The organism is Arthrobacter russicus (assembly GCF_031454135.1).
Taxonomy (GTDB): Bacteria; Actinomycetota; Actinomycetes; order Actinomycetales; family Micrococcaceae; genus Renibacterium; species Renibacterium russicum.
This window is the reverse complement of sequence record NZ_JAVDQF010000001.1, coordinates 1623376-1641313: the sequence shown is the minus strand read 5'-3', so window position 1 is coordinate 1641313 and position 17938 is coordinate 1623376. Positions and strand designations below refer to the sequence as shown.

Sequence of the window (17938 nt, the reverse complement as noted above, 5' to 3'; positions counted from 1 at the left end):
GAGCAATTTTTGCATCATGGTCTGGCATCTTTCGGGGTGTCCGGGGTGTGGTGCGAGTTTTAGCTCTGGTTTTTGTGGTTCAAGTTTTTAAGAGCACACGGTGGATGCCTTGGCATTAGGAGCCGAAGAAGGACGTAGGAATCTGCGATAATCCTCGGGGAGTTGATAACCGAACTTTGATCCGAGGGTGTCCGAATGGGGAAACCCCGCTGCCTGTTATGGGTAGTGACCCACATCTGAACACATAGGGTGTGTGGAGGGAACGTGGGGAAGTGAAACATCTCAGTACCCACAGGAAGAGAAAACAATAGTGATTCCGTCAGTAGTGGCGAGCGAACGCGGATCAGGCTAAACCGTTCATGTGTGATACCCGGTAGGGGTTGCATGGTCGGGGTTGTGGGACATACCGTTCCAGTTCTACCGGACTGGTGAGGTGAGAGTGTAGGCATAGGTGAACGGTCTTGAAAGGCCGGCCAGAGAGGGTGTAAGCCCCGTAACCGAAATGTTTGTACACCGCCTGGAATGTATCCCAAGTAGCACGGGGCCCGAGAAATCCCGTGCGAATCTGTCAGGACCACCTGATAAGCCTAAATACTCCCTAATGACCGATAGCGGACAAGTACCGTGAGGGAAAGGTGAAAAGTACCCCGGGAGGGGAGTGAAATAGTACCTGAAACCGTGTGCTTACAATCCGTCGGAGCAACCTTGTAGTTGTGACGGCGTGCCTTTTGAAGAATGAGCCTGCGAGTTAGTGCTCAGTGGCGAGGTTAACCCGTGAGGGGCAGCCGTAGCGAAAGCGAGTCTGAATAGGGCGAATGAGTCGCTGGGTCTAGACCCGAAGCGGAGTGATCTACCCATGGCCAGGTTGAAGCGACGGTAAGACGTCGTGGAGGACCGAACCCACTTCAGTTGAAAATGGAGGGGATGAGCTGTGGGTAGGGGTGAAAGGCCAATCAAACTCCGTGATAGCTGGTTCTCCCCGAAATGCATTTAGGTGCAGCGTTGCGTGTTTCTTACTGGAGGTAGAGCTACTGGATGGCCGATGGGCCCTACAAGGTTACTGACGTCAGCCAAACTCCGAATGCCGGTAAGTGAGAGCGCAGCAGTGAGACTGTGGGGGATAAGCTTCATAGTCGAGAGGGAAACAGCCCAGACCACCAACTAAGGCCCCTAAGCGTGTGCTAAGTGGGAAAGGATGTGGGATTGCTCAGACAACCAGGAGGTTGGCTTAGAAGCAGCCACCCTTGAAAGAGTGCGTAATAGCTCACTGGTCAAGTGATTCCGCGCCGACAATGTAGCGGGGCTCAAGTACACCGCCGAAGTTGTGGATTTCATATATTGGTAAGCCTTCGTGGTTCAGCCGTATGGAGTGGTAGGGGAGCGTCGTGTGGGCAGTGAAGTCGCGGTGTAAACCAGCGGTGGAGCCTACACGAGTGAGAATGCAGGCATGAGTAGCGAAAGACGGGTGAGAAACCCGTCCGCCGAATGATCAAGGGTTCCAGGGTCAAGCTAATCTGCCCTGGGTAAGTCGGGACCTAAGGCGAGGCCGACAGGCGTAGTCGATGGACAACGGGTTGATATTCCCGTACCGGCGAAGAACCGCCCATACTGAGCAGGTGATACTAACCGCCAGAAGCATGACCGATCACCCTTGTGGTGTGAGGTTTTTTGTGGATCGCGGGACCTGAGCCTGGGAGGTAAGCGTATTAACAGGTGTGACGCAGGAAGGTAGCCGAGCCGGGCGATGGTTGTCCCGGTCTAAGCAGGTAGGCCGTTTCCTAGGCAAATCCGGGAAACATTAAGGCTGAGACGTGATGGGACCCCCTTACGGGGGAATTCGGTGATCCTATGCTGCCAAGAAAAGCATCGACGTGAGGTTCCAGCCGCCCGTACCCCAAACCGACACAGGTGATCAGGTAGAGAATACTAAGGCGATCGAGAGAATTATGGTTAAGGAACTCGGCAAAATGCCCCCGTAACTTCGGGAGAAGGGGGGCCCGGACCGTGACACACACTTGCTGTGTAGAGCGGGCAAGGGCCGCAGAGACCAGGGGGAAGCGACTGTTTACTAAAAACACAGGTCCGTGCGAAGTCGCAAGACGATGTATACGGACTGACTCCTGCCCGGTGCTGGAAGGTTAAGAGGACCGGTTAGCTCTTCGGAGCGAAGCTGAGAATTTAAGCCCCAGTAAACGGCGGTGGTAACTATAACCATCCTAAGGTAGCGAAATTCCTTGTCGGGTAAGTTCCGACCTGCACGAATGGAGTAACGACTTCCCCGCTGTCTCAACCATAAACTCGGCGAAATTGCACTACGAGTAAAGATGCTCGTTACGCGCAGCAGGACGGAAAGACCCCGAGACCTTTACTATAGTTTGGTATTGGTGTTCTAAGTGGTTTGTGTAGGATAGGTGGGAGACTTTGAAGCCGACACGCCAGTGTTGGTGGAGTCATCGTTGAAATACCACTCTGGCCACTTGGGACTCCTAACTTCGGCCCGTAATCCGGGTCAGGGACAGTGCCTGATGGGTAGTTTAACTGGGGCGGTTGCCTCCTAAAAAGTAACGGAGGCGCCCAAAGGTTCCCTCAGCCTGGTTGGCAATCAGGTGACGAGTGTAAGTGCACAAGGGAGCTTGACTGTGAGAGCGACAGCTCGAGCAGGGACGAAAGTCGGGACTAGTGATCCGGCGGCACATTGTGGAATGGCCGTCGCTCAACGGATAAAAGGTACCTCGGGGATAACAGGCTGATCTTGCCCAAGAGTCCATATCGACGGCATGGTTTGGCACCTCGATGTCGGCTCGTCGCATCCTGGGGCTGGAGTAGGTCCCAAGGGTTGGGCTGTTCGCCCATTAAAGCGGTACGCGAGCTGGGTTTAGAACGTCGTGAGACAGTTCGGTCCCTATCCGCTGCGCGCGCAGGAAATTTGAGAAGAGCTGTCCTTAGTACGAGAGGACCGGGACGGACGAACCTCTGGTGTGTCAGTTGTACTGCCAAGTGCATCGCTGATTAGCTACGTTCGGAAGGGATAACCGCTGAAAGCATCTAAGCGGGAAGCCCACTTCAAGATGAGATTTCCATACACTTTATGTGTGAGAGGCCCCCAGCCAGACCACTGGGTTGATAGGCCGGACGTGGAAGCAAGGACTAACGACTTGTGAAGCTGACCGGTACTAATAGGCCAACAACTTACAACCACACCTCACTGGTAAACCCATCCTTCAAAAGGGGTTCACCATCAACGGTGGGTAAAAAAACCTGCATGCACGCGTCCACTCTACGGTTCCCAACCAACAAACCCACCACAAGGGTTTCAACCACCCAAGGGAAACACAAAAAAGCACGATACAATTACATACACGCAACACCAAAACACTTCACACCACCCACCCCACACACGGGAGACGGGCCGGTGAAAAAGAGTTACGGCGGCCATAGCGTGGGGGAAACGCCCGGACCCATCCCGAACCCGGAAGCTAAGACCCACAGCGCCCATGGTACTGCACTCGCGAGGGTGTGGGAGAGTAGGACACCGCCGGACAACACCACACGCGAAGACCTTCCAGCAAAGACGCCGGAAGGTCTTCGCCATTTAAAACAACACCACCACCCGGCCACGGCCGAGCGCAATTCCCCCAGTAACAACGACGACCAGCCGCGAACTAAGATGATTCCATGCCTGACCGCGACACTGTTCTAGCCGAACTCTTTTCCGCCCTGTCCGTCGGTTCCTTCAGCACCGCAGCCGACGTACTGAACCAATATGCCGTGGACCAGGGCCCGGTCCTGGACTTGCAGCAGCCGATGGCTGTGGTGTTCCCCCGCTCGGTTGCCGAGGTCCAGACGGTGGTGAAGTGGGCGGCACGGCATCAGGTGGTATTGATCCCCCGAGGTGCCGGTACCGGCGTCTCCGGGGGTGCCCATGCGACCGCGGGGTCCGTGGTGCTGAGTTTGGAACGGATGAACCGGATTCTGGAAATTCATCCCGAAGACGAAGTCGCGGTGGTCGAGCCCGGCGTGGTCAATGCAGATCTGAATGCTGCCGTGGAACCTTTCGGGTTGATGTATGCGCCGGATCCGGCCAGCTATCGCCTGTCCACGATCGGCGGCAATGTCGCGACCAACGCCGGCGGACTGCGATGTGCCAAATACGGGGTGACCCGGGATTCGCTGTTGGCGCTGGACGTGGTCCTGGCCGACGGTTCCCTGATCCATACCGGCCATCGGACGTTCAAAGGCGTGGCGGGATTCGACTTGACCGGATTGTTCACCGGTTCCGAAGGGGTTCTGGGGATCGTAGTCGGAGCGACGGTGCGATTGAAATACCTTCCGGTGCAGACGCGCACCTTGGCGGTGTTCTTCGAAGATTTCAGGACGGCCGCGGCCGGCGTCCTGGCAGTCGGCCGGGCCCGGGTGCAGCCGGCGATCATGGAGTTGCTGGACGGCGCTTCGCTGGCGGATATCGATGCGCGGATGGACTCGGCATTGCGTTCCCGGGGCGGTGCCTTGCTGTTGATCCAAACTGACGGTTTGGCTGCTGACCTGGAAGCTGCCGAGGTCGTGCGCGCGGTCGCCGGTCTGGGCGGACGGGTCTTCGACGAAGACCCGGAGGAGGCGGCACGACTTTTGGAGCTGCGCCGGCATTCCCGGGGGATGGACGCGGATCTGGAAACCCGGGTCGGTGAGGACGTTGCGGTGCCCCGTTCGCGGCTGGTCGACTACATCGCAGCCACCGAGGAGCTGGCGCTTCGCCAGCAGGTCAACGTCCGGGTCGTTGCACACGCCGGGGACGGCAACCTGCACCCGACGTTCTGGATCGCGGAAGCGGACCCGAACGGCATCCGACGGCTCAACGATGCCCTCGACGAATCGGTCGAGATCGCGCTTTCGATGGGTGGCACGATCACCGGAGAGCACGGCGTCGGGCAGTTCAAATTGCGTTGGTTGGGTTTGGAGCAGTCCCCGGAGCTGATCGGCTTGCAGCGCCGGATCAAAGAGCTTTTCGACCCGCAAGGAATTTTCAATCCTGGTAAAGCCGTGTAGCATGATGTGAATTTGAACGCGCTGTCTTCCATCGGCGTGGCAGAGCCGTGTCGTGGGGACCGCGGCGGTATCCGGGGAGTTCGATCACCACGTGAAAACCTTGACGGGCAGGTTCTTGGCCTGTGCCTTGGCCGGGCTTCTGGCTGTGACTGCGGCGGCGACCGCTGCGCAGGCAAAAGACGGCACGCCGAGCATTTCGGCGACACCGTCCCCCTCGCATTCCAACACCGACTCGACCGTGGCGCCGGGCAAGCCCGACACGCAGCGGCCGGACCCGACGCCGTCGGGCAAGCCCGAAACTGCCGCGCCGGGCGCGGGCGCCCAAGAAAAGGTCCGGGAAGCGCAAAATCCGGTTCCGACGCCGAACGTGGTGCCGGTGCAGCCGGTACCAGGCAGCTCCGTGCCTCCGGAACCGGAAGAAGGCAATCCCGCCGGGCCCGAATCGGCCACTGTGCAGGCCACCAGCTCCAGCCCGAGCAGCACGGCATCCGCCAGCAGTACCAGCTCGAAGCCGAGCCCGTCGAGCAGCACCGGGAACAGCAACCAAGGCGCCCCGGCATCGGTGAGCAGCAACAACGACGGCGGACCAGGGCTGCTGACGCTGCTCCTGGTGATGGCCGCCGTCGTCGTCGTGGCCGGCGGCGCGATCGCAGTCTTCGCGCTCAACCGTTCCCGGCCGGCGCACCGCTGAACCGGGACCGGCCGGCGTTGAGCGGTCGGCTCAGTCCCGGGACGCTTCGCCGTCCAGCGTGCCGCCCTCCAGGATCTTCATGGTCTGCGTATCCGCAGTGATGATCAGCGCCGCTTCGTCCCGCCGGTGCCGCAGCACACCGTCGATGTAGGATTGGACCGCCTCAGCCAGGGGCACATTGCGGTCCTGCTTTTCGGACATGTACCAGCGGTGCTCCAAGACTTCATGGACGACCTCGGCCGGCTCGAGCTTCTTGCCCAGTTCGCGTGGGATGGAGCGGACGATCGGCTCGAAGACATGCCGGACCCAGGAATGCGCGCTGATCTCTTCGTCCAAGTCGGGGTTGTTGTCCGCCCGATAGCTGTCCATGTCATTGAGCAGCCGTCTCGCTTGGTTCTCCTGGGCATCCAGGCCGGTGAGCCGGAGCAGCCGGCGTTGGTGGTGGCCGGCGTCGACGACTTTCGGCTGCAGCTGGATCGTGGAGCCCTCGGGGTTGGTTTTGATCGCGTATTCTTCGACGTCGAAGCCCAAGTCGTTGAGCCGTCGGATCCTGGCACCGACCCGCCAGCGTTCACCGAGCTCGAAGGATTCCTTTTCGGTCAGCTCGGCCCATAGCCTGCGGTAGGCGTCCATGATGAGCTCGCTGGTCGCGACCGGGTCGACTTCTTCGTCGATCAACCCGCCTTCCAGCAGATCCATGAGTTCGCCGGCGATGTTCACCCGGGCGATCTCCAAATCGTACTCGCGCTGGCCGCTGGAGAGATCCGGATAGAGCTCGCCGGTCTCCGCGTCGACCAGATACGCGGCAAAGGCTCCGGCGTCGCGGCGGAACAGGGTGTTGGAAAGCGAAACATCGCCCCAATAGAAGCCGATCAGATGCAGACGGACCAGAAGCAGCGCCTGGGCGTCGATCAAACGGGTCAGGGTGTCCCGGCGCAGCATTTGGGAAAACAGGGCGCGGTAGGGCAAGGAGAACTTCAGGTGCCGGGTGACCAGCACCGGGTCCAGCGGCGCTCCGGAGGCGGTGGTGCGCCCGGTGATCACCGCGACCGGCTCCACGCAGGGCACGTCCAACCGTTGCAGCTTGCGCAGCATATGGTACTCGTGCCGGGCCACGTGTTCGCTGGTTTCTTTGACCGCGATGACCGAACCGCCCAGATGTGCGAAGCGGACGACGTGCCGGGAGATGCCGCGCGGCAATGCCGCCAAGGTTTCGCTCGGCCAATCCTCCAGGCGCAAATGCCACGGCAGGTCGAGCAGCTCCGGGTCCGAAGCCGCGGCCGTGATGTTGAGCGAGCCCAGCACTGCAGCCGGCGGTGTGTTCTCGCGTGCCGATTCGCGTGGCAGTTTCCCGTGCTGGTCGAAATCGGTCGGTTCATCGCGCCACTGCGCGCCGGAAGCTGTGTCGCTGGGAACGGGCATATTCCATTCTCTCGTTAAAGCCAGCGGCTCCGGCTCCCTGTCGAGACGGAAAGGGATCCGGAGCCGCTGGCGGAGTTCGCAGTGGCGGTTAGCCGCTTGGCTCAGTCGCCGAGCCGCAGACCGGAGGTGGCATCGAACAGGTGCACGTGGCCTTGCTGCGGACGGACGTGCAGCGTGTCGCCCTTGAGCGGAGGACGCCGGCCGTCAACGCGGGCCACGATGTCGTAGTCTTTGCCGTCCAGCGTAGTGTGGCCGTAGATGTAAGCGTCGGCACCGAGTTCCTCGACCACATCGACCTCGACCGGCAGGCCTTCGCCGTTGGGGTCGGTTTCCAGGTCTTCGGGGCGCACGCCCAAGGTCACGGTGTTTCCAGCCGCTGCTTCGAGCACGTCGCGCGGCACCGGGTAGACCACGCCGCCGAACTTCACGCCGCCGTCGACCACGGGCAGTTCCAGCAGATTCATCGCGGGCGAGCCGATGAATCCGGCCACGAAGACGTTCTGCGGGCGATCATAGAGATTGCGCGGGGTATCGACCTGCTGCAGGATGCCGTCCTTGAGCACCGCGACGCGATCGCCCATGGTCATTGCCTCGACCTGGTCGTGCGTCACGTAGACCGTGGTGACGCCCAAACGGCGGGTCAGCGACGCGATCTGGGTGCGGGTCTGCACCCGGAGCTTCGCGTCCAAGTTGGAAAGCGGCTCATCCATCAGGAAGACCTGCGGGTTTCGCACAATGGCGCGGCCCATCGCGACGCGCTGGCGCTGGCCGCCGGAGAGTGCCTTCGGCTTGCGGTCCAAATACGCTTCGAGGTCCAGCAGCTTTGCGGCCTCGAGCACCCGCTTGGCGCGTTCTTCCTTGTTGATGCCCGCGATCTTCAGTGCGAAACCCATATTGTCCGCAACCGTCATATGCGGGTACAGGGCGTAGTTCTGGAAAACCATTGCAATGTCGCGGTCTTTCGGCGGAACGTCGGTGACGTCGCGATCGCCGATCAGAATCCGGCCCGCATTGACGTCTTCCAAGCCGGCGAGCATGCGCAGCGAGGTGGATTTTCCGCAACCGGAGGGGCCGACCAGAACCAGGAATTCGCCGTCGGCGATTTCGATGTTGAGCTTGTCGACCGCGGGCTTGTCGGTGCCCGGGTACAAACGCGTAGCGTTGTCAAAAGTAACTGTTGCCACAGTTCTTCATTCCCTTCATCGGCAGGTACGTGCCGAACGATCCGTAGTGAAAGATGGGTTATTCAATTGTCGTGGTGTGCCGCGAGTCACAGCCGGCTACCGTTCTCTACTATTCCATACCCGTCAAGAGCCCGGCGTGCAGCTGCCGGTCGGTTGTGCCGGGCGCTCAGCCGTCCTGGCGCAACCGGACCAGAGCATCGAGCAGCAGAGCGGTCTCCGGTACCGAGCCGATCCGGAATTCGGCCACGGTCGGTCCGGACCCGACTTTGACGCCGACGTCCGGCCAGCGCAGTACCGCGAAGCCGTCTTCGTCGGTGGTGTCATCGCCGGCGAACAGAACCGCCTCCGCCGCGCTGGCGTCCCGCAGGGTCTGCAACCCCTGGCCTTTGTCGCTGCGCAGCACCGAGGCTTCGAGCACCCGCTTGCCGGTTTTGGGCTCGACGCCGAGTCCGCCGAGCCCGGACCGGGCGGCGTCGACCGCTGCGGCGGCCAGCAGGTCGTCGGCTTGCCGGGTGTGCAGCACTGCGCCGGCCGGCTTCAGCTCCACGGTGGTGCCCGGATGCCCGGCGGAAACTTCGGACAACAACTGGATGATGGCTTCCCGTTGCCGGGCCTGGTCCGCACTGAGCCGGAGCGGCTCGGCGCCCGGCCCCAACCAGGATTCCGCGCCGTGGCTGCCGATCAGCAAGGTCCGTCGATCGGGCTCGGCGACATTGCGCAGCGAGTCGAGGGCGCGTCCGGAGATCAGCGCCGTGGTGATGCCGGGCAGCTCGGCCAAGCGGTTGAAGGCGGCCGCGCTCGCCGGGGTGGCCCGGGCGGCTTCCGCCCGGGCCACCAACGGAGCCATGGTCCCGTCGAAGTCCATCGCGACCAGGATCCGCGGCACCCGGCTGAGCCGTTCCAGGGCGCTCTGCAGGCCGGCGTCGAGCGTTGCCATGCCGTTCAACGTCCGGACTCGAGCTTGTCCAGGAACTCCTGCGACCAGCGTTCGACGTCGTGGTCCAAGATCTGCCGCCGCATCAGACGCATCCGGCGGCCGGCTTCGGCCGGGGAGAGGTTGATCGCGGCCATGATCGAGTCTTTGAGCCCGTCAATGTCGTGCGGATTGATCAGGATCGCCTGGCGCAACTGGTCGGCCGCCCCGGTGAACTCGCTGAGCACCAGGGCGCCGGTGTTGTCGCTGCGGGTGGCGACGTACTCCTTGGCCACGAGATTCATCCCGTCCCGCAACGCGGTGACCAGCATGACGTCGGCGGCGAGATAGAGCGCGACCATCTCCTCGAGCGGGTAGCTGTGGTGCAAGTACCGCACCGCGGTGTTCTGGATCGTGTCATGCGTGCCGTTGATCCTGCCGACCGCGCCCTCGACGTCTTCGCGCAGCAGCCGGTAGCTTTCCACCCGTTCCCGGCTGGGACTGGCTACCTGGATTAACGTGGCGTCTTCGACGGTGAGCCGTCCGTCGGCCAGGAGTTCGCCGAAAGCCTTCAACCGGTGCTGGATCCCTTTGGTGTAGTCCAAGCGGTCCACGCCGAGCAGAATGGTCTTGGGATTGCCCAGATCACGGCGGATTTGCGCGGCGCGCTGCTGCACTTCGGGTTTGTTGGCCAGGGCGGAGATCTGCGCCATGTCGATCGAGATCGGGAAGGCTTCGGCCCGGGCCGTCCGATCATCGATCTGCACCTGGTTCTGCCGGACCGTGGCGTTGACGAACCGCCGGACGCAACGCAGGAAATTGCTTGCGTCATTGCCACGTTGGAAACCGATCAAATCGGCGCCCAAAAGCCCTTCCAGGATCGTCCTGCGCCAGGGCAATTGCGCGTAGATTTCCAGCGGCGGGAACGGAATATGGTTGAAGAAGCCGATGCGCAGGTCCGGCCGGAGTTCGCGGAGGTATTTCGGCACCAGCTGCAGCTGGTAGTCCTGGACCCAGACGGTCCCGCCCGGCGCTGCCGCCTCAGCTGCCGCTGCGGCAAACCTCCGGTTGACCGTGCGGTAAGCCTCCCACCAGGTCCGGTGGAACTCCGGCGGCGCGATCACGTCGTGGTACAGCGGCCACAGGGTCGCGTTCGCGAACCCCTCGTAGTAGAGCTCGACTTCCTCGGCGTCGAGTTCCACCGGGATCAACTGCATCCCGCCGTGGTCGAAAGCGTCGAGCCGCTCGCCGGCGGCCCCGTGCCAACCCACCCAGGCGCCCTCGGACTTCGCCATGATCGGCGCCAAGGCGGTCACCAGGCCGCCCGGGGAGCGGCGCCACTGGTCGGCCCCGTCCTCGGCTTGCACCCGGTCGACCGGCAGCCGGTTGGAGACGACGATAAAGTCGAATTTCTGACCCTTGCCTTTGGCCGCTTTGCTTCGTTCCTTCGTTGGCACTGAATTGCTCCTTGCCGGTTGGTCCCAAGCCCCAGCTTATCCATGACGGATCTGCTTCGCTGGGACCGCCGTCACATGGCGCCCGGAGAACGGATCGCCGACGGGTGCCGGCAGGGCGCTTCGGGGATGGGGAAGGTAAAGTGGTCCGGGCTGGGGGAGTGCTGTGGGTTTGCCGATTTCGGCTCTCCCGATGCGGCGCAGTTCGACGGTTTCGCCTAAAATGGAGAAGTTGACAATTTCACGGCTTCGCGCCGGGCAAAGACTACAGAGGAACGATGAGTCCACAGAACGAACCCAGGACGAGCAAGGCCGAACGTACGGCCGCAGCACGTGAACAGGCAAAGCTGATCCGTGAGGCCGAGGCCAAACGGCAGAAGCGAAATAGCTGGTTGATTCGCGGTGGCGTCCTGGTCGCGGCGGTGGCGATCATCGTGGTGGTTGCTCTGATCGTCGTCAACACGATGCGGAACAACGCCCCGATTGCGGACAGCGGTCCGGTCCCGGCGAACATGAACACCTTCGGCGGTTATGAAGTCGGCAAAGACCTGAAACCGGTTGCGCCGACTGCCTCCGCCAACACCGTGGACAAGGGCTCGGTTCCGGCGGCGACCGCAGGAGTTACGCCCAGCCCGGATTTGGCCAACACCGGGATCGCCGCCTCGGCCTCGGGCCAGCCAGTCAGCGTGGTCATCTACTTGGACTTCCTCTGCCCGTTCTGCAAGACCTTCGAAACCAGCAATGGCGAAGCCCTCAAGCAACTGGCCAACGATGGCAAAATCACTCTCGAGTACCGGCCCACCGGCCTGCTCGATGGCAACAGCACAACGAACTACTCCTCCAGGGCGGCGGCCGCAGCAGCCGCAGTAGCCAACACGGCCCCGGACAAGTATCTGGATTTCTTCACCAAGCTCTACGACAACCAGCCGCAAGAAGGCGGTGCGGGTCTGAGCAACGATCAGCTCAAGCAATACGCGAAGGACTTGGGGATCAACGTCGACGCCGCGATCGACGACAAGACCTACCGGCCGTACGTCCAATACGCGACCGCGCTCGCCACGGCGAAGGGCGGAGTCACGGGAACCCCGACAGCCTATATCGACGGCCAGGTGTTCAAGACCCAGACCCAAGATTTCTCGGATTTCAAAACGTCAGTCCAAAGCGCGATCGACGCCAAAAAATAATACGGCTACCGAGTCGTAGGGGGAACGATGAACTCACAAAACCAACCGAAGATGTCCAAGGCCGAGCGTACTGCTGCGGCCCGGGAAAAAGCCCGGGAGATCCGGGCAGCGGAACTGAAGCGGCAGAAGCGCAACGGCTGGTTGATCCGGGGCGGTGTGGTCGCGGCAGCAATCGCGGTGATCGCGGTGATCGCCCTGGTGGTGGTCACCACCATGCGCAACAACGCGCCGATTGCGGACAGCGGCCCGGTGCCGGCGAATGTCAATGCCTATGGCGGCATCGTCTTCGGAGCCAACAATGCGGTGATCCCGCCCAGCACCAATGACTCGACGGTGGACAAGAACACGCTGCCGGCGGCTCCCACCGCGAGCCCGACCGCGGTGATCGATCCGGAGCAGATCGGGATCAAGGCCACCCCGGTGGGCCAGCCGGTGCAGGTCGTCGTGTACCTGGACTTCATTTGCGAGTTCTGCAAGGCTTTCGAGCAGACCAATGCCAGCGTGCTGAAGCAGTTCCAAGATGCCGGGCAGATCACTCTCGAGTACCGGCCTGCCGGGCTGCTCGACGGGGCTTCGACCACGAACTACTCGTCACGCGCTTCGAACGTTGCGGCGTGCGTCGCGGACCAGGCGCCCGACAAGTATCTCGACTTCGTGGCTGCGCTGTACCAAAACCAGCCTGCTGAAGGCGGCACCGGGCTGAGCAACGACCAGCTCAAGCAGTACGCCAAAGATGCGGGCGCGAATGTGGACAGCTGCGTCGACAACGCCACCTACCGGCCGATGATCCAATATGTGACCAGCCAGGCGCAGGCGCACGGCATCACCTCTACGCCGACGATCTTCGTCGACGGCCAGAGCTACCGTTCGCAGGCCCAGGGCTTCACTGACTTCCAGGCCTACGTCCAGGGCGTCATCGACGCGAAGAAGTAGCACCACGGATCCCGCCGGTTGCGTGATCTGATGCAGGGTCGCCAGTCTTCCGCAGAACATTCGCGGCTGACGGCGGCCCTGCGTTCTGCCGGCTGCGTTTTCGCCGAGGACGAGGCGACGGTACTGCTCGGCGCAGCGGCCGATCCGGGAACCCTGGCGCAGCTGCTCGCACAGCGGGTGGCCGGCCTGCCGTTGGAACACATCGTCGGTTGGGCAGAGTTCTGCGGGCTGCGGCTTGCCGTGGGTCCGGGTGTTTTCGTGCCGCGGAAACGCACCGAATTGATGGCCCGGGAGGCGCTGCGGCTGGTCCAGCCCGGTGTTGTGGTCCTGGACCTGTGCTGCGGCTCGGGAGCCCTGGGCGCCGCGGTTCTGGCCGCAGCGCCCGACGTCGAGCTCTACGCTGCGGATCTCGATCCGCAAGCGGTGGCTTATGCGCGACGGAACCTCCCCGACCGTGCGGGGGTGTTCACCGGCGATTTGTTCGCACCGCTGCCGGCCCGGCTGCGCGGGCAGATCGGGGTGCTGATGGCGAATGCCCCTTATGTGCCCAGCGGAGAGATTCCGCTGTTGCCGGCCGAGGCGCGACTGCATGAGGCGACGGCGGCGCTCGACGGCGGTCCGGACGGTTTGGCGGTGCAGCGTCGGGTGGCCGAAGCGGCGCCCGAGTGGTTGGCGCCCGGCGGAGTGCTGCTGATCGAAACCAGCGCCCGGCAGCTGCCGCTGACGATCGGGATTCTCGAAAACTGCGGCTTCGCGGCCTGGGCCTCGCAGGCTTCGGAGACCGGCGCCACGGTCGTGCTCGGCCGCTTGGCCGATTCTGCTACTTCCAACGGCCTGGGCTAAGCTTGTTCCGGCGGTTTGGCTAGGCGCCGCTGCCCGCCTCCTTAGCTCAGTTGGCCAGAGCACCTGTCTTGTAAACAGGGGGTCGCCGGTTCGAATCCGGCAGGGGGCTCCAATGAAAAATCCCTGGTTTCAGTTCTCACCCGCTAGCTCGGAGAGACCATTGATGAACTCACGAATTAAGACCCTTGGAACCTCCTTGATCTCTGCCGTAATCCTCGTGAATTGCTCAGCGCTGGCAGGGGTTGCGGCTGATTAGTTTTTGCTGGCGGATGTGCGGTCGAAGCTTTCGGCTGATCGTATTGGCGTCTTTTCAGATGACGGCTTAGTCCAGATGGCTAGGGATCCGTGTACGCAGCTTGAGGTGGGTGCGACGATCGATCAGATCATGGTGCGGGTGCGGATCGTGGACAAGACGGAGCTAGCCGCGGAGATCGGCGCGTTGGGTGGGACCGCGAAGGTCTACTACTGCCTGGGTGCAAAAATTTAGCGCTCCGATGAGAAGGCTCTATACGGGCGCCGCAAACCGTGAAGCTCCACCCGGGGGAGTGCCCAACAGGCTTCGGCCGGTTCAAGGGTTGCCGCCACCTGATTGCTTCAGATCGAGGCAATGGTGGGCGTTGCAGCGCGGGGGGTCTTTGTCGTGATTTACTTTTCGCTAGTCGTTCTGAGATAAGTCAGATACTCTGAATATCGAAGCATTGACGTATTCGACCTCGTCAATTTTAAATTTCCTGCTGCTGCCAAGGAGTGGACATTGCAAGAAGAATCCTCAAGTGCATTTAAAGAGAATCATTATCAATGGCTTCGAGCGGCGGTTATTATAAGCATTTTTCTCGCCGCAGCCGTCACCGGACTCTCGTTTCTAGCGCCGCTGAAGCCCTATGCTGCGATCTTCTGGATCATAGGATTTGTCCTCATCCTGACTGCACTAGCTTTAGCTATCGTTCGATATAACATTTCCAGGAGAGCCGATTCATGACAAGCATAGGTTCGAAAAATTTTAGAACTACCGCGATGATCTTTGCGGTCGTGCTCGGCCTGCTGGCTTCTTTTGCTTTTGGTTATTCAATTCAGCGTTCCCCGCAAGCTGGGCAAAGTCCTAATGTTCAGTAAGCCACCGGCGAATTCTCTGGCGTCGGGACCAGGACGGTTTCACAGATCCAAATATCAGCTCCGGATGAAAGATCCTCTCTGAGCGCTCTGCAGACTTCGATTGATAGCTTCAACGCGCGGGCTACGCCCCTGACTGGTGCTGCATTTGATCAGGCCAAAAGCACCATGCAAGCGGCGGGATACGTTCCTCGCAGTGGTCTGAAGCAGGATTTTTCCCAGGCAAAGATCTTCGATATGGGCGAGAATGTTGTTGTCGGTCGAGTGCAGTTGAATGGCTCCAACCTTGCGGCGCTGTCTTCAGTGATGTATCGGATCAACGCAGATGGAAAGGTCGTCACCAGTGAGTCCGCAGCGGGTTTGCTTTCGGAGGCGCAAATGCGTCTGGCGGTCTGGGACGGTGGAGAGCTCACAAGAGATAACCTGGTCACCAAAGACAACGCCACAGGTCAGTCGCAAATCACCAACGCCAGCATTCAAACTGTGGGCATGGACTGGGGCAAGCTGAACAGCTGCCTGAACAGTTTGGGTATCAATTGGGCGATCCTCGCCGGCCTCGGCATCATTTGCGGAGCAGCTTGTGCAGTTACCGCAGGTGCTGGATGTCTAATTTGCCTCTCCGGTGCATCCGGATTCTGGGGTGGTTCGATCGGAGTCTGTGTTCAGCAAGCTTGGAGCTAATCGCTAAAGCGGAGAGCGCCCCGTTCAGAATCGACAATGATCCTGAACGAGGCGCTCTCCTTTACCAGCCTGCCGGCCAGTTCGGTGGGCCAGGGGTCATCGGTGTACCAACTGCATACGAATTGTAATTTCAGGGACACAGCCGGGACATAGAAGCCTTTGGCTCCGGCGTCGAGTGGGCCGTTTGACCCATTCTCGGCGCTTCAGGCCCAGAAGAATTGAGTCCAGTCGCGGGTGCGGAGTCTTGGTGGTAGCCGGGAAAGCCACGCCGCCCCGCCCGGAGTGTCCTGATCCGCCGGGAAAGTGGCGGTTTGGATGTTGCCGCCCTGGCCGAGCGCCGGGGTGCCATTGGAGGCGGGCACGCCGATTCGGGCGAATCCGGCAGGGGGCTCCACTACTTGGTATCGCCCGGTTCTTGCTCCGGAACCTCGAAAGTGCGCTCCGGTTCGGTTGCGGGCGCGGCGCCGGTGGCCTGTTTGACCAGGAACTCGACATTGGACATATGCGTGTAGACGCCCACCACGAGGGTGAGCAATCCCAATACCAAAAGGATCACTCCGGCGACCACGGCGACGGTTCCCGAGCCGCTCGGGGTGGGGCCGAAGCTGGTGAGTGCGAACAGATCCTGCAGGTTCGCCACCAGCCCGGAAACCGCGATGACACCGCCCAGCACGAGAGCGACGATTCCGACAGAAGTGACGATTGCTGAGGTTTGGCGCATGCCTACCATTCTAGGCGCCGCCGATTTTGGCCCACGCCGCTGAATTTTCCGCGGCGTGGGCCAAAATCGCCGGCGTGCGGGAATGGGGCTTCAGTTGTTCGTGCTGCGTTTCAACCAGCCGAAGACCGCGGTGGCGAGAAACAGGATGACCCCGACGACGGCGAGCCAGAACAGCCCTTTGATCAGGAAGCCCAGCACCACGAGTACGATCCAGACGATCAGGGCGATGAGAATTATTCCAAGCATACGTTCAGCCTATACCGTGTGCGCCCGTCGACGGCGATGGGGTGGCGTGCGAACCGAAGCCGAAAGGCAAGGATCGCTACAGCGGGCTGATCTCGGCCAACGGCCGGCCACTGGTTCGCGGGCCCAGGAAGCCGATCGCGGCGCAGGCGATCAGCAGCGCCACGGCCACCAGCGAGAATGCCGCGACCGGACCCCAGGCGTGCAGTACCGGGAGCAGGATGAAAGGCAGTGCGGCGCTGCTCAACCTGGACACCGAATAGCTCCAGCCGATCGCAGTAGCCCGCGACTCAGTGGGGAAAATCTCGGCTTGATAGATGTGGTAAACGTTCGAGAAGACGTTGTTGGTCAGCGCCAGCAGGAATCCGAAAGCAATGATCAAAGTGGCATCGGTGCTGATCGCGAACGCCATGCCGAAGGCTGCCATCATGATCACCGAACCGATCAGCAGGGTCTTGCGTTCGATCAGCTGGATGAGCGGCGTCGAAATCAGGGACCCGGTCGGGTAGCCGAGGAAAGAGAGCGAAATGAAGAGCAACGAGTTGGTGACGGTTTGCCCCCGGCTCAGCAGCACCAACATGGCCAGCGTCCCGAAACCGAAATAGCCGAAGGTCTGGAAGAGGTGGAAAACCACCAGCATCACCATGCGTTTGCGATACAGCGGGCGGCTCAGGGACTTCCACCGTGCGCGCGAGAATCGACGCCGTTGGGCTTGGCAGGGTGCCGATTCCAGTGCCAGAACCGGCAGCAGTTTGACCTCGGAGCCGTCCGCGAAAACCTGCAACGCGGCTTTGGCCTCTTCGGCCCGGCCCTGGGCGGCGAGCCAACGCGGCGATTCGACCAGGTTGTGCCGCAGCAACAAGACCAGCAATCCGCCGATCCCGCCCAGTGCCAGCAGCCAGCGCCAACCGGTGCCGCCCAGGAATTCCGCACCGTTCAGCAGGATCGCCAAGAACCCCACCAAGGGGACCGCGAGGAAGGAAATCGTATAGGTCCAGCTGGCCAGCCAGCCGCGGTGCTCCTTGGGCAGAATCTCCTGCAAGTAGGAATCGGCTACCGGATAGAGCGCGCCGAGCCCGACGCCGGCCAGGCCCCGGATGATGATCAGGAACCAGAAGGTCGGCGAAAAGGCCGCGACGACCGACCACAGCGAGAACCAGACGAGGTTCAACAGGAAAGCGCGCCGTCGGCCGATCTTGTCCGCGAGGCCGCCCAAAAACACCGAACCGAGGAACATGCCGAAAAACGTCACCGCGGCGAGGATGCTCAATGCCGGTCCTTCGCTGAGCTCGAAATTGCTAGTGAGCGCCACGCCGATCGATCCGGAGAGGAAAATCCCGTAAAGGTCGAAGAACAGCCCCAGCCCCAAGGTGATGATGATCTTCCAATGGGTCCGCCCCACCGGCATCTGTTCGAGCTGGTCTTCGATGCTGCTCCCGGAAACTGCCGGCCCATTGGCGTTGTTCGACGTTGAAACTGCCATATGTCACTCCGTTCAGACAATCAGTCGCAGTTC

At 61.5% G+C, this 17938-nt stretch carries 16 protein-coding genes, 1 tRNA gene and 2 rRNA genes; 11 read left to right on the top strand and 8 right to left on the bottom strand.

What is annotated here, in order from left to right; all coding sequences use genetic code 11:
• The first annotated feature begins 77 nt into the window (after positions 1 to 77).
• The 4 genes from JOE69_RS07720 to JOE69_RS07705 all read left to right on the top strand — a co-directional run bounded on the left by JOE69_RS07720 (position 78) and on the right by JOE69_RS07705 (position 5734).
• A 23S ribosomal RNA gene (locus tag JOE69_RS07720) occupies positions 78 to 3198 on the top strand.
• A 226-nt stretch (positions 3199 to 3424) separates the two neighbouring features.
• Positions 3425 to 3541, top strand: a 5S ribosomal RNA gene (gene rrf, locus JOE69_RS07715).
• A 134-nt stretch (positions 3542 to 3675) separates the two neighbouring features.
• Positions 3676 to 5043: an FAD-binding oxidoreductase gene (locus JOE69_RS07710; RefSeq protein WP_309797510.1), complete on the top strand. Its 1368-nt coding sequence runs from the start codon at positions 3676 to 3678 to the stop codon at positions 5041 to 5043.
• A 91-nt stretch (positions 5044 to 5134) separates the two neighbouring features.
• Positions 5135 to 5734 carry a hypothetical protein gene (locus JOE69_RS07705; RefSeq protein WP_309797508.1) on the top strand — a complete coding sequence of 200 codons (600 nt, stop codon included), beginning with the start codon at positions 5135 to 5137 and terminating at the stop codon, positions 5732 to 5734.
• A gap of 30 nt (positions 5735 to 5764) precedes the next feature.
• Here JOE69_RS07705 and JOE69_RS07700 read toward each other — a convergent pair whose 3' ends face one another.
• From JOE69_RS07700 to otsA, 4 genes are all read right to left on the bottom strand, one after another.
• Complete coding sequence (locus JOE69_RS07700; protein WP_296364372.1) at positions 5765 to 7156, bottom strand: DUF4032 domain-containing protein; 1392 nt, start codon at positions 7154 to 7156, stop codon at positions 5765 to 5767.
• Between the two features lie 101 nt (positions 7157 to 7257).
• Entirely contained in the window at positions 7258 to 8340 is a 1083-nt protein-coding gene (locus JOE69_RS07695; protein ID WP_296364373.1) for an ABC transporter ATP-binding protein, read from the bottom strand.
• Between the two features lie 166 nt (positions 8341 to 8506).
• Positions 8507 to 9277 (bottom strand): trehalose-phosphatase, encoded by a 771-nt coding sequence (gene otsB / locus JOE69_RS07690; RefSeq protein ID WP_309797502.1) that lies wholly within the window; start codon positions 9275 to 9277, stop codon positions 8507 to 8509.
• Positions 9278 to 9282: 5 nt separating this feature from the next.
• Positions 9283 to 10710 (bottom strand): alpha,alpha-trehalose-phosphate synthase (UDP-forming), encoded by a 1428-nt coding sequence (gene otsA, locus JOE69_RS07685; protein ID WP_296364375.1) that lies wholly within the window; start codon positions 10708 to 10710, stop codon positions 9283 to 9285.
• A gap of 275 nt (positions 10711 to 10985) precedes the next feature.
• Between otsA and JOE69_RS07680 the strand changes: the two genes are divergently transcribed.
• The 7 genes from JOE69_RS07680 (at position 10986) to JOE69_RS07650 (ending at position 15458) form a co-directional block, all read left to right on the top strand.
• Positions 10986 to 11891 (top strand): DsbA family protein, encoded by a 906-nt coding sequence (locus tag JOE69_RS07680; protein ID WP_309797500.1) that lies wholly within the window; start codon positions 10986 to 10988, stop codon positions 11889 to 11891.
• Positions 11892 to 11918: 27 nt separating this feature from the next.
• Positions 11919 to 12824, top strand: coding sequence for a DsbA family protein (locus JOE69_RS07675; RefSeq protein WP_309797497.1), 906 nt, complete (start codon positions 11919 to 11921; stop codon positions 12822 to 12824).
• Positions 12825 to 12854: 30 nt separating this feature from the next.
• Entirely contained in the window at positions 12855 to 13667 is an 813-nt protein-coding gene (locus JOE69_RS07670) for a putative protein N(5)-glutamine methyltransferase (RefSeq protein ID WP_309797495.1), read from the top strand.
• A 35-nt stretch (positions 13668 to 13702) separates the two neighbouring features.
• Positions 13703 to 13779: transfer RNA gene (locus JOE69_RS07665), tRNA-Thr, on the top strand.
• 249 nt (positions 13780 to 14028) lie between these two features.
• Positions 14029 to 14154 carry a hypothetical protein gene (locus tag JOE69_RS07660; RefSeq protein ID WP_309797493.1) on the top strand — a complete coding sequence of 42 codons (126 nt, stop codon included), beginning with the start codon at positions 14029 to 14031 and terminating at the stop codon, positions 14152 to 14154.
• A gap of 267 nt (positions 14155 to 14421) precedes the next feature.
• On the top strand, positions 14422 to 14646 hold the full coding sequence (locus JOE69_RS07655) for a hypothetical protein (protein WP_309797491.1): 225 nt from the start codon (positions 14422 to 14424) through the stop codon (positions 14644 to 14646).
• A 299-nt stretch (positions 14647 to 14945) separates the two neighbouring features.
• Positions 14946 to 15458 (top strand): hypothetical protein, encoded by a 513-nt coding sequence (locus tag JOE69_RS07650; protein ID WP_309797490.1) that lies wholly within the window; start codon positions 14946 to 14948, stop codon positions 15456 to 15458.
• A 203-nt stretch (positions 15459 to 15661) separates the two neighbouring features.
• Here JOE69_RS07650 and JOE69_RS07645 read toward each other — a convergent pair whose 3' ends face one another.
• The 4 genes from JOE69_RS07645 to JOE69_RS07630 form a co-directional block, all read right to left on the bottom strand.
• Positions 15662 to 15853 (bottom strand): hypothetical protein, encoded by a 192-nt coding sequence (locus tag JOE69_RS07645; protein ID WP_309797487.1) that lies wholly within the window; start codon positions 15851 to 15853, stop codon positions 15662 to 15664.
• The gene (locus JOE69_RS07640; RefSeq protein ID WP_309797485.1) at positions 15853 to 16179 is read right to left on the bottom strand and encodes a hypothetical protein; all 327 of its coding nucleotides are present in this window, start codon (positions 16177 to 16179) and stop codon (positions 15853 to 15855) included. The genes JOE69_RS07645 and JOE69_RS07640 overlap by 1 nt, the downstream gene beginning before the upstream one ends.
• Positions 16180 to 16269: 90 nt before the next feature.
• Positions 16270 to 16425: a hypothetical protein gene (locus tag JOE69_RS07635; RefSeq protein ID WP_309797484.1), complete on the bottom strand. Its 156-nt coding sequence runs from the start codon at positions 16423 to 16425 to the stop codon at positions 16270 to 16272.
• A gap of 76 nt (positions 16426 to 16501) precedes the next feature.
• The gene (locus tag JOE69_RS07630) at positions 16502 to 17905 is read right to left on the bottom strand and encodes an MFS transporter (RefSeq protein ID WP_309797481.1); all 1404 of its coding nucleotides are present in this window, start codon (positions 17903 to 17905) and stop codon (positions 16502 to 16504) included.
• Positions 17906 to 17938 lie beyond the last annotated feature (33 nt).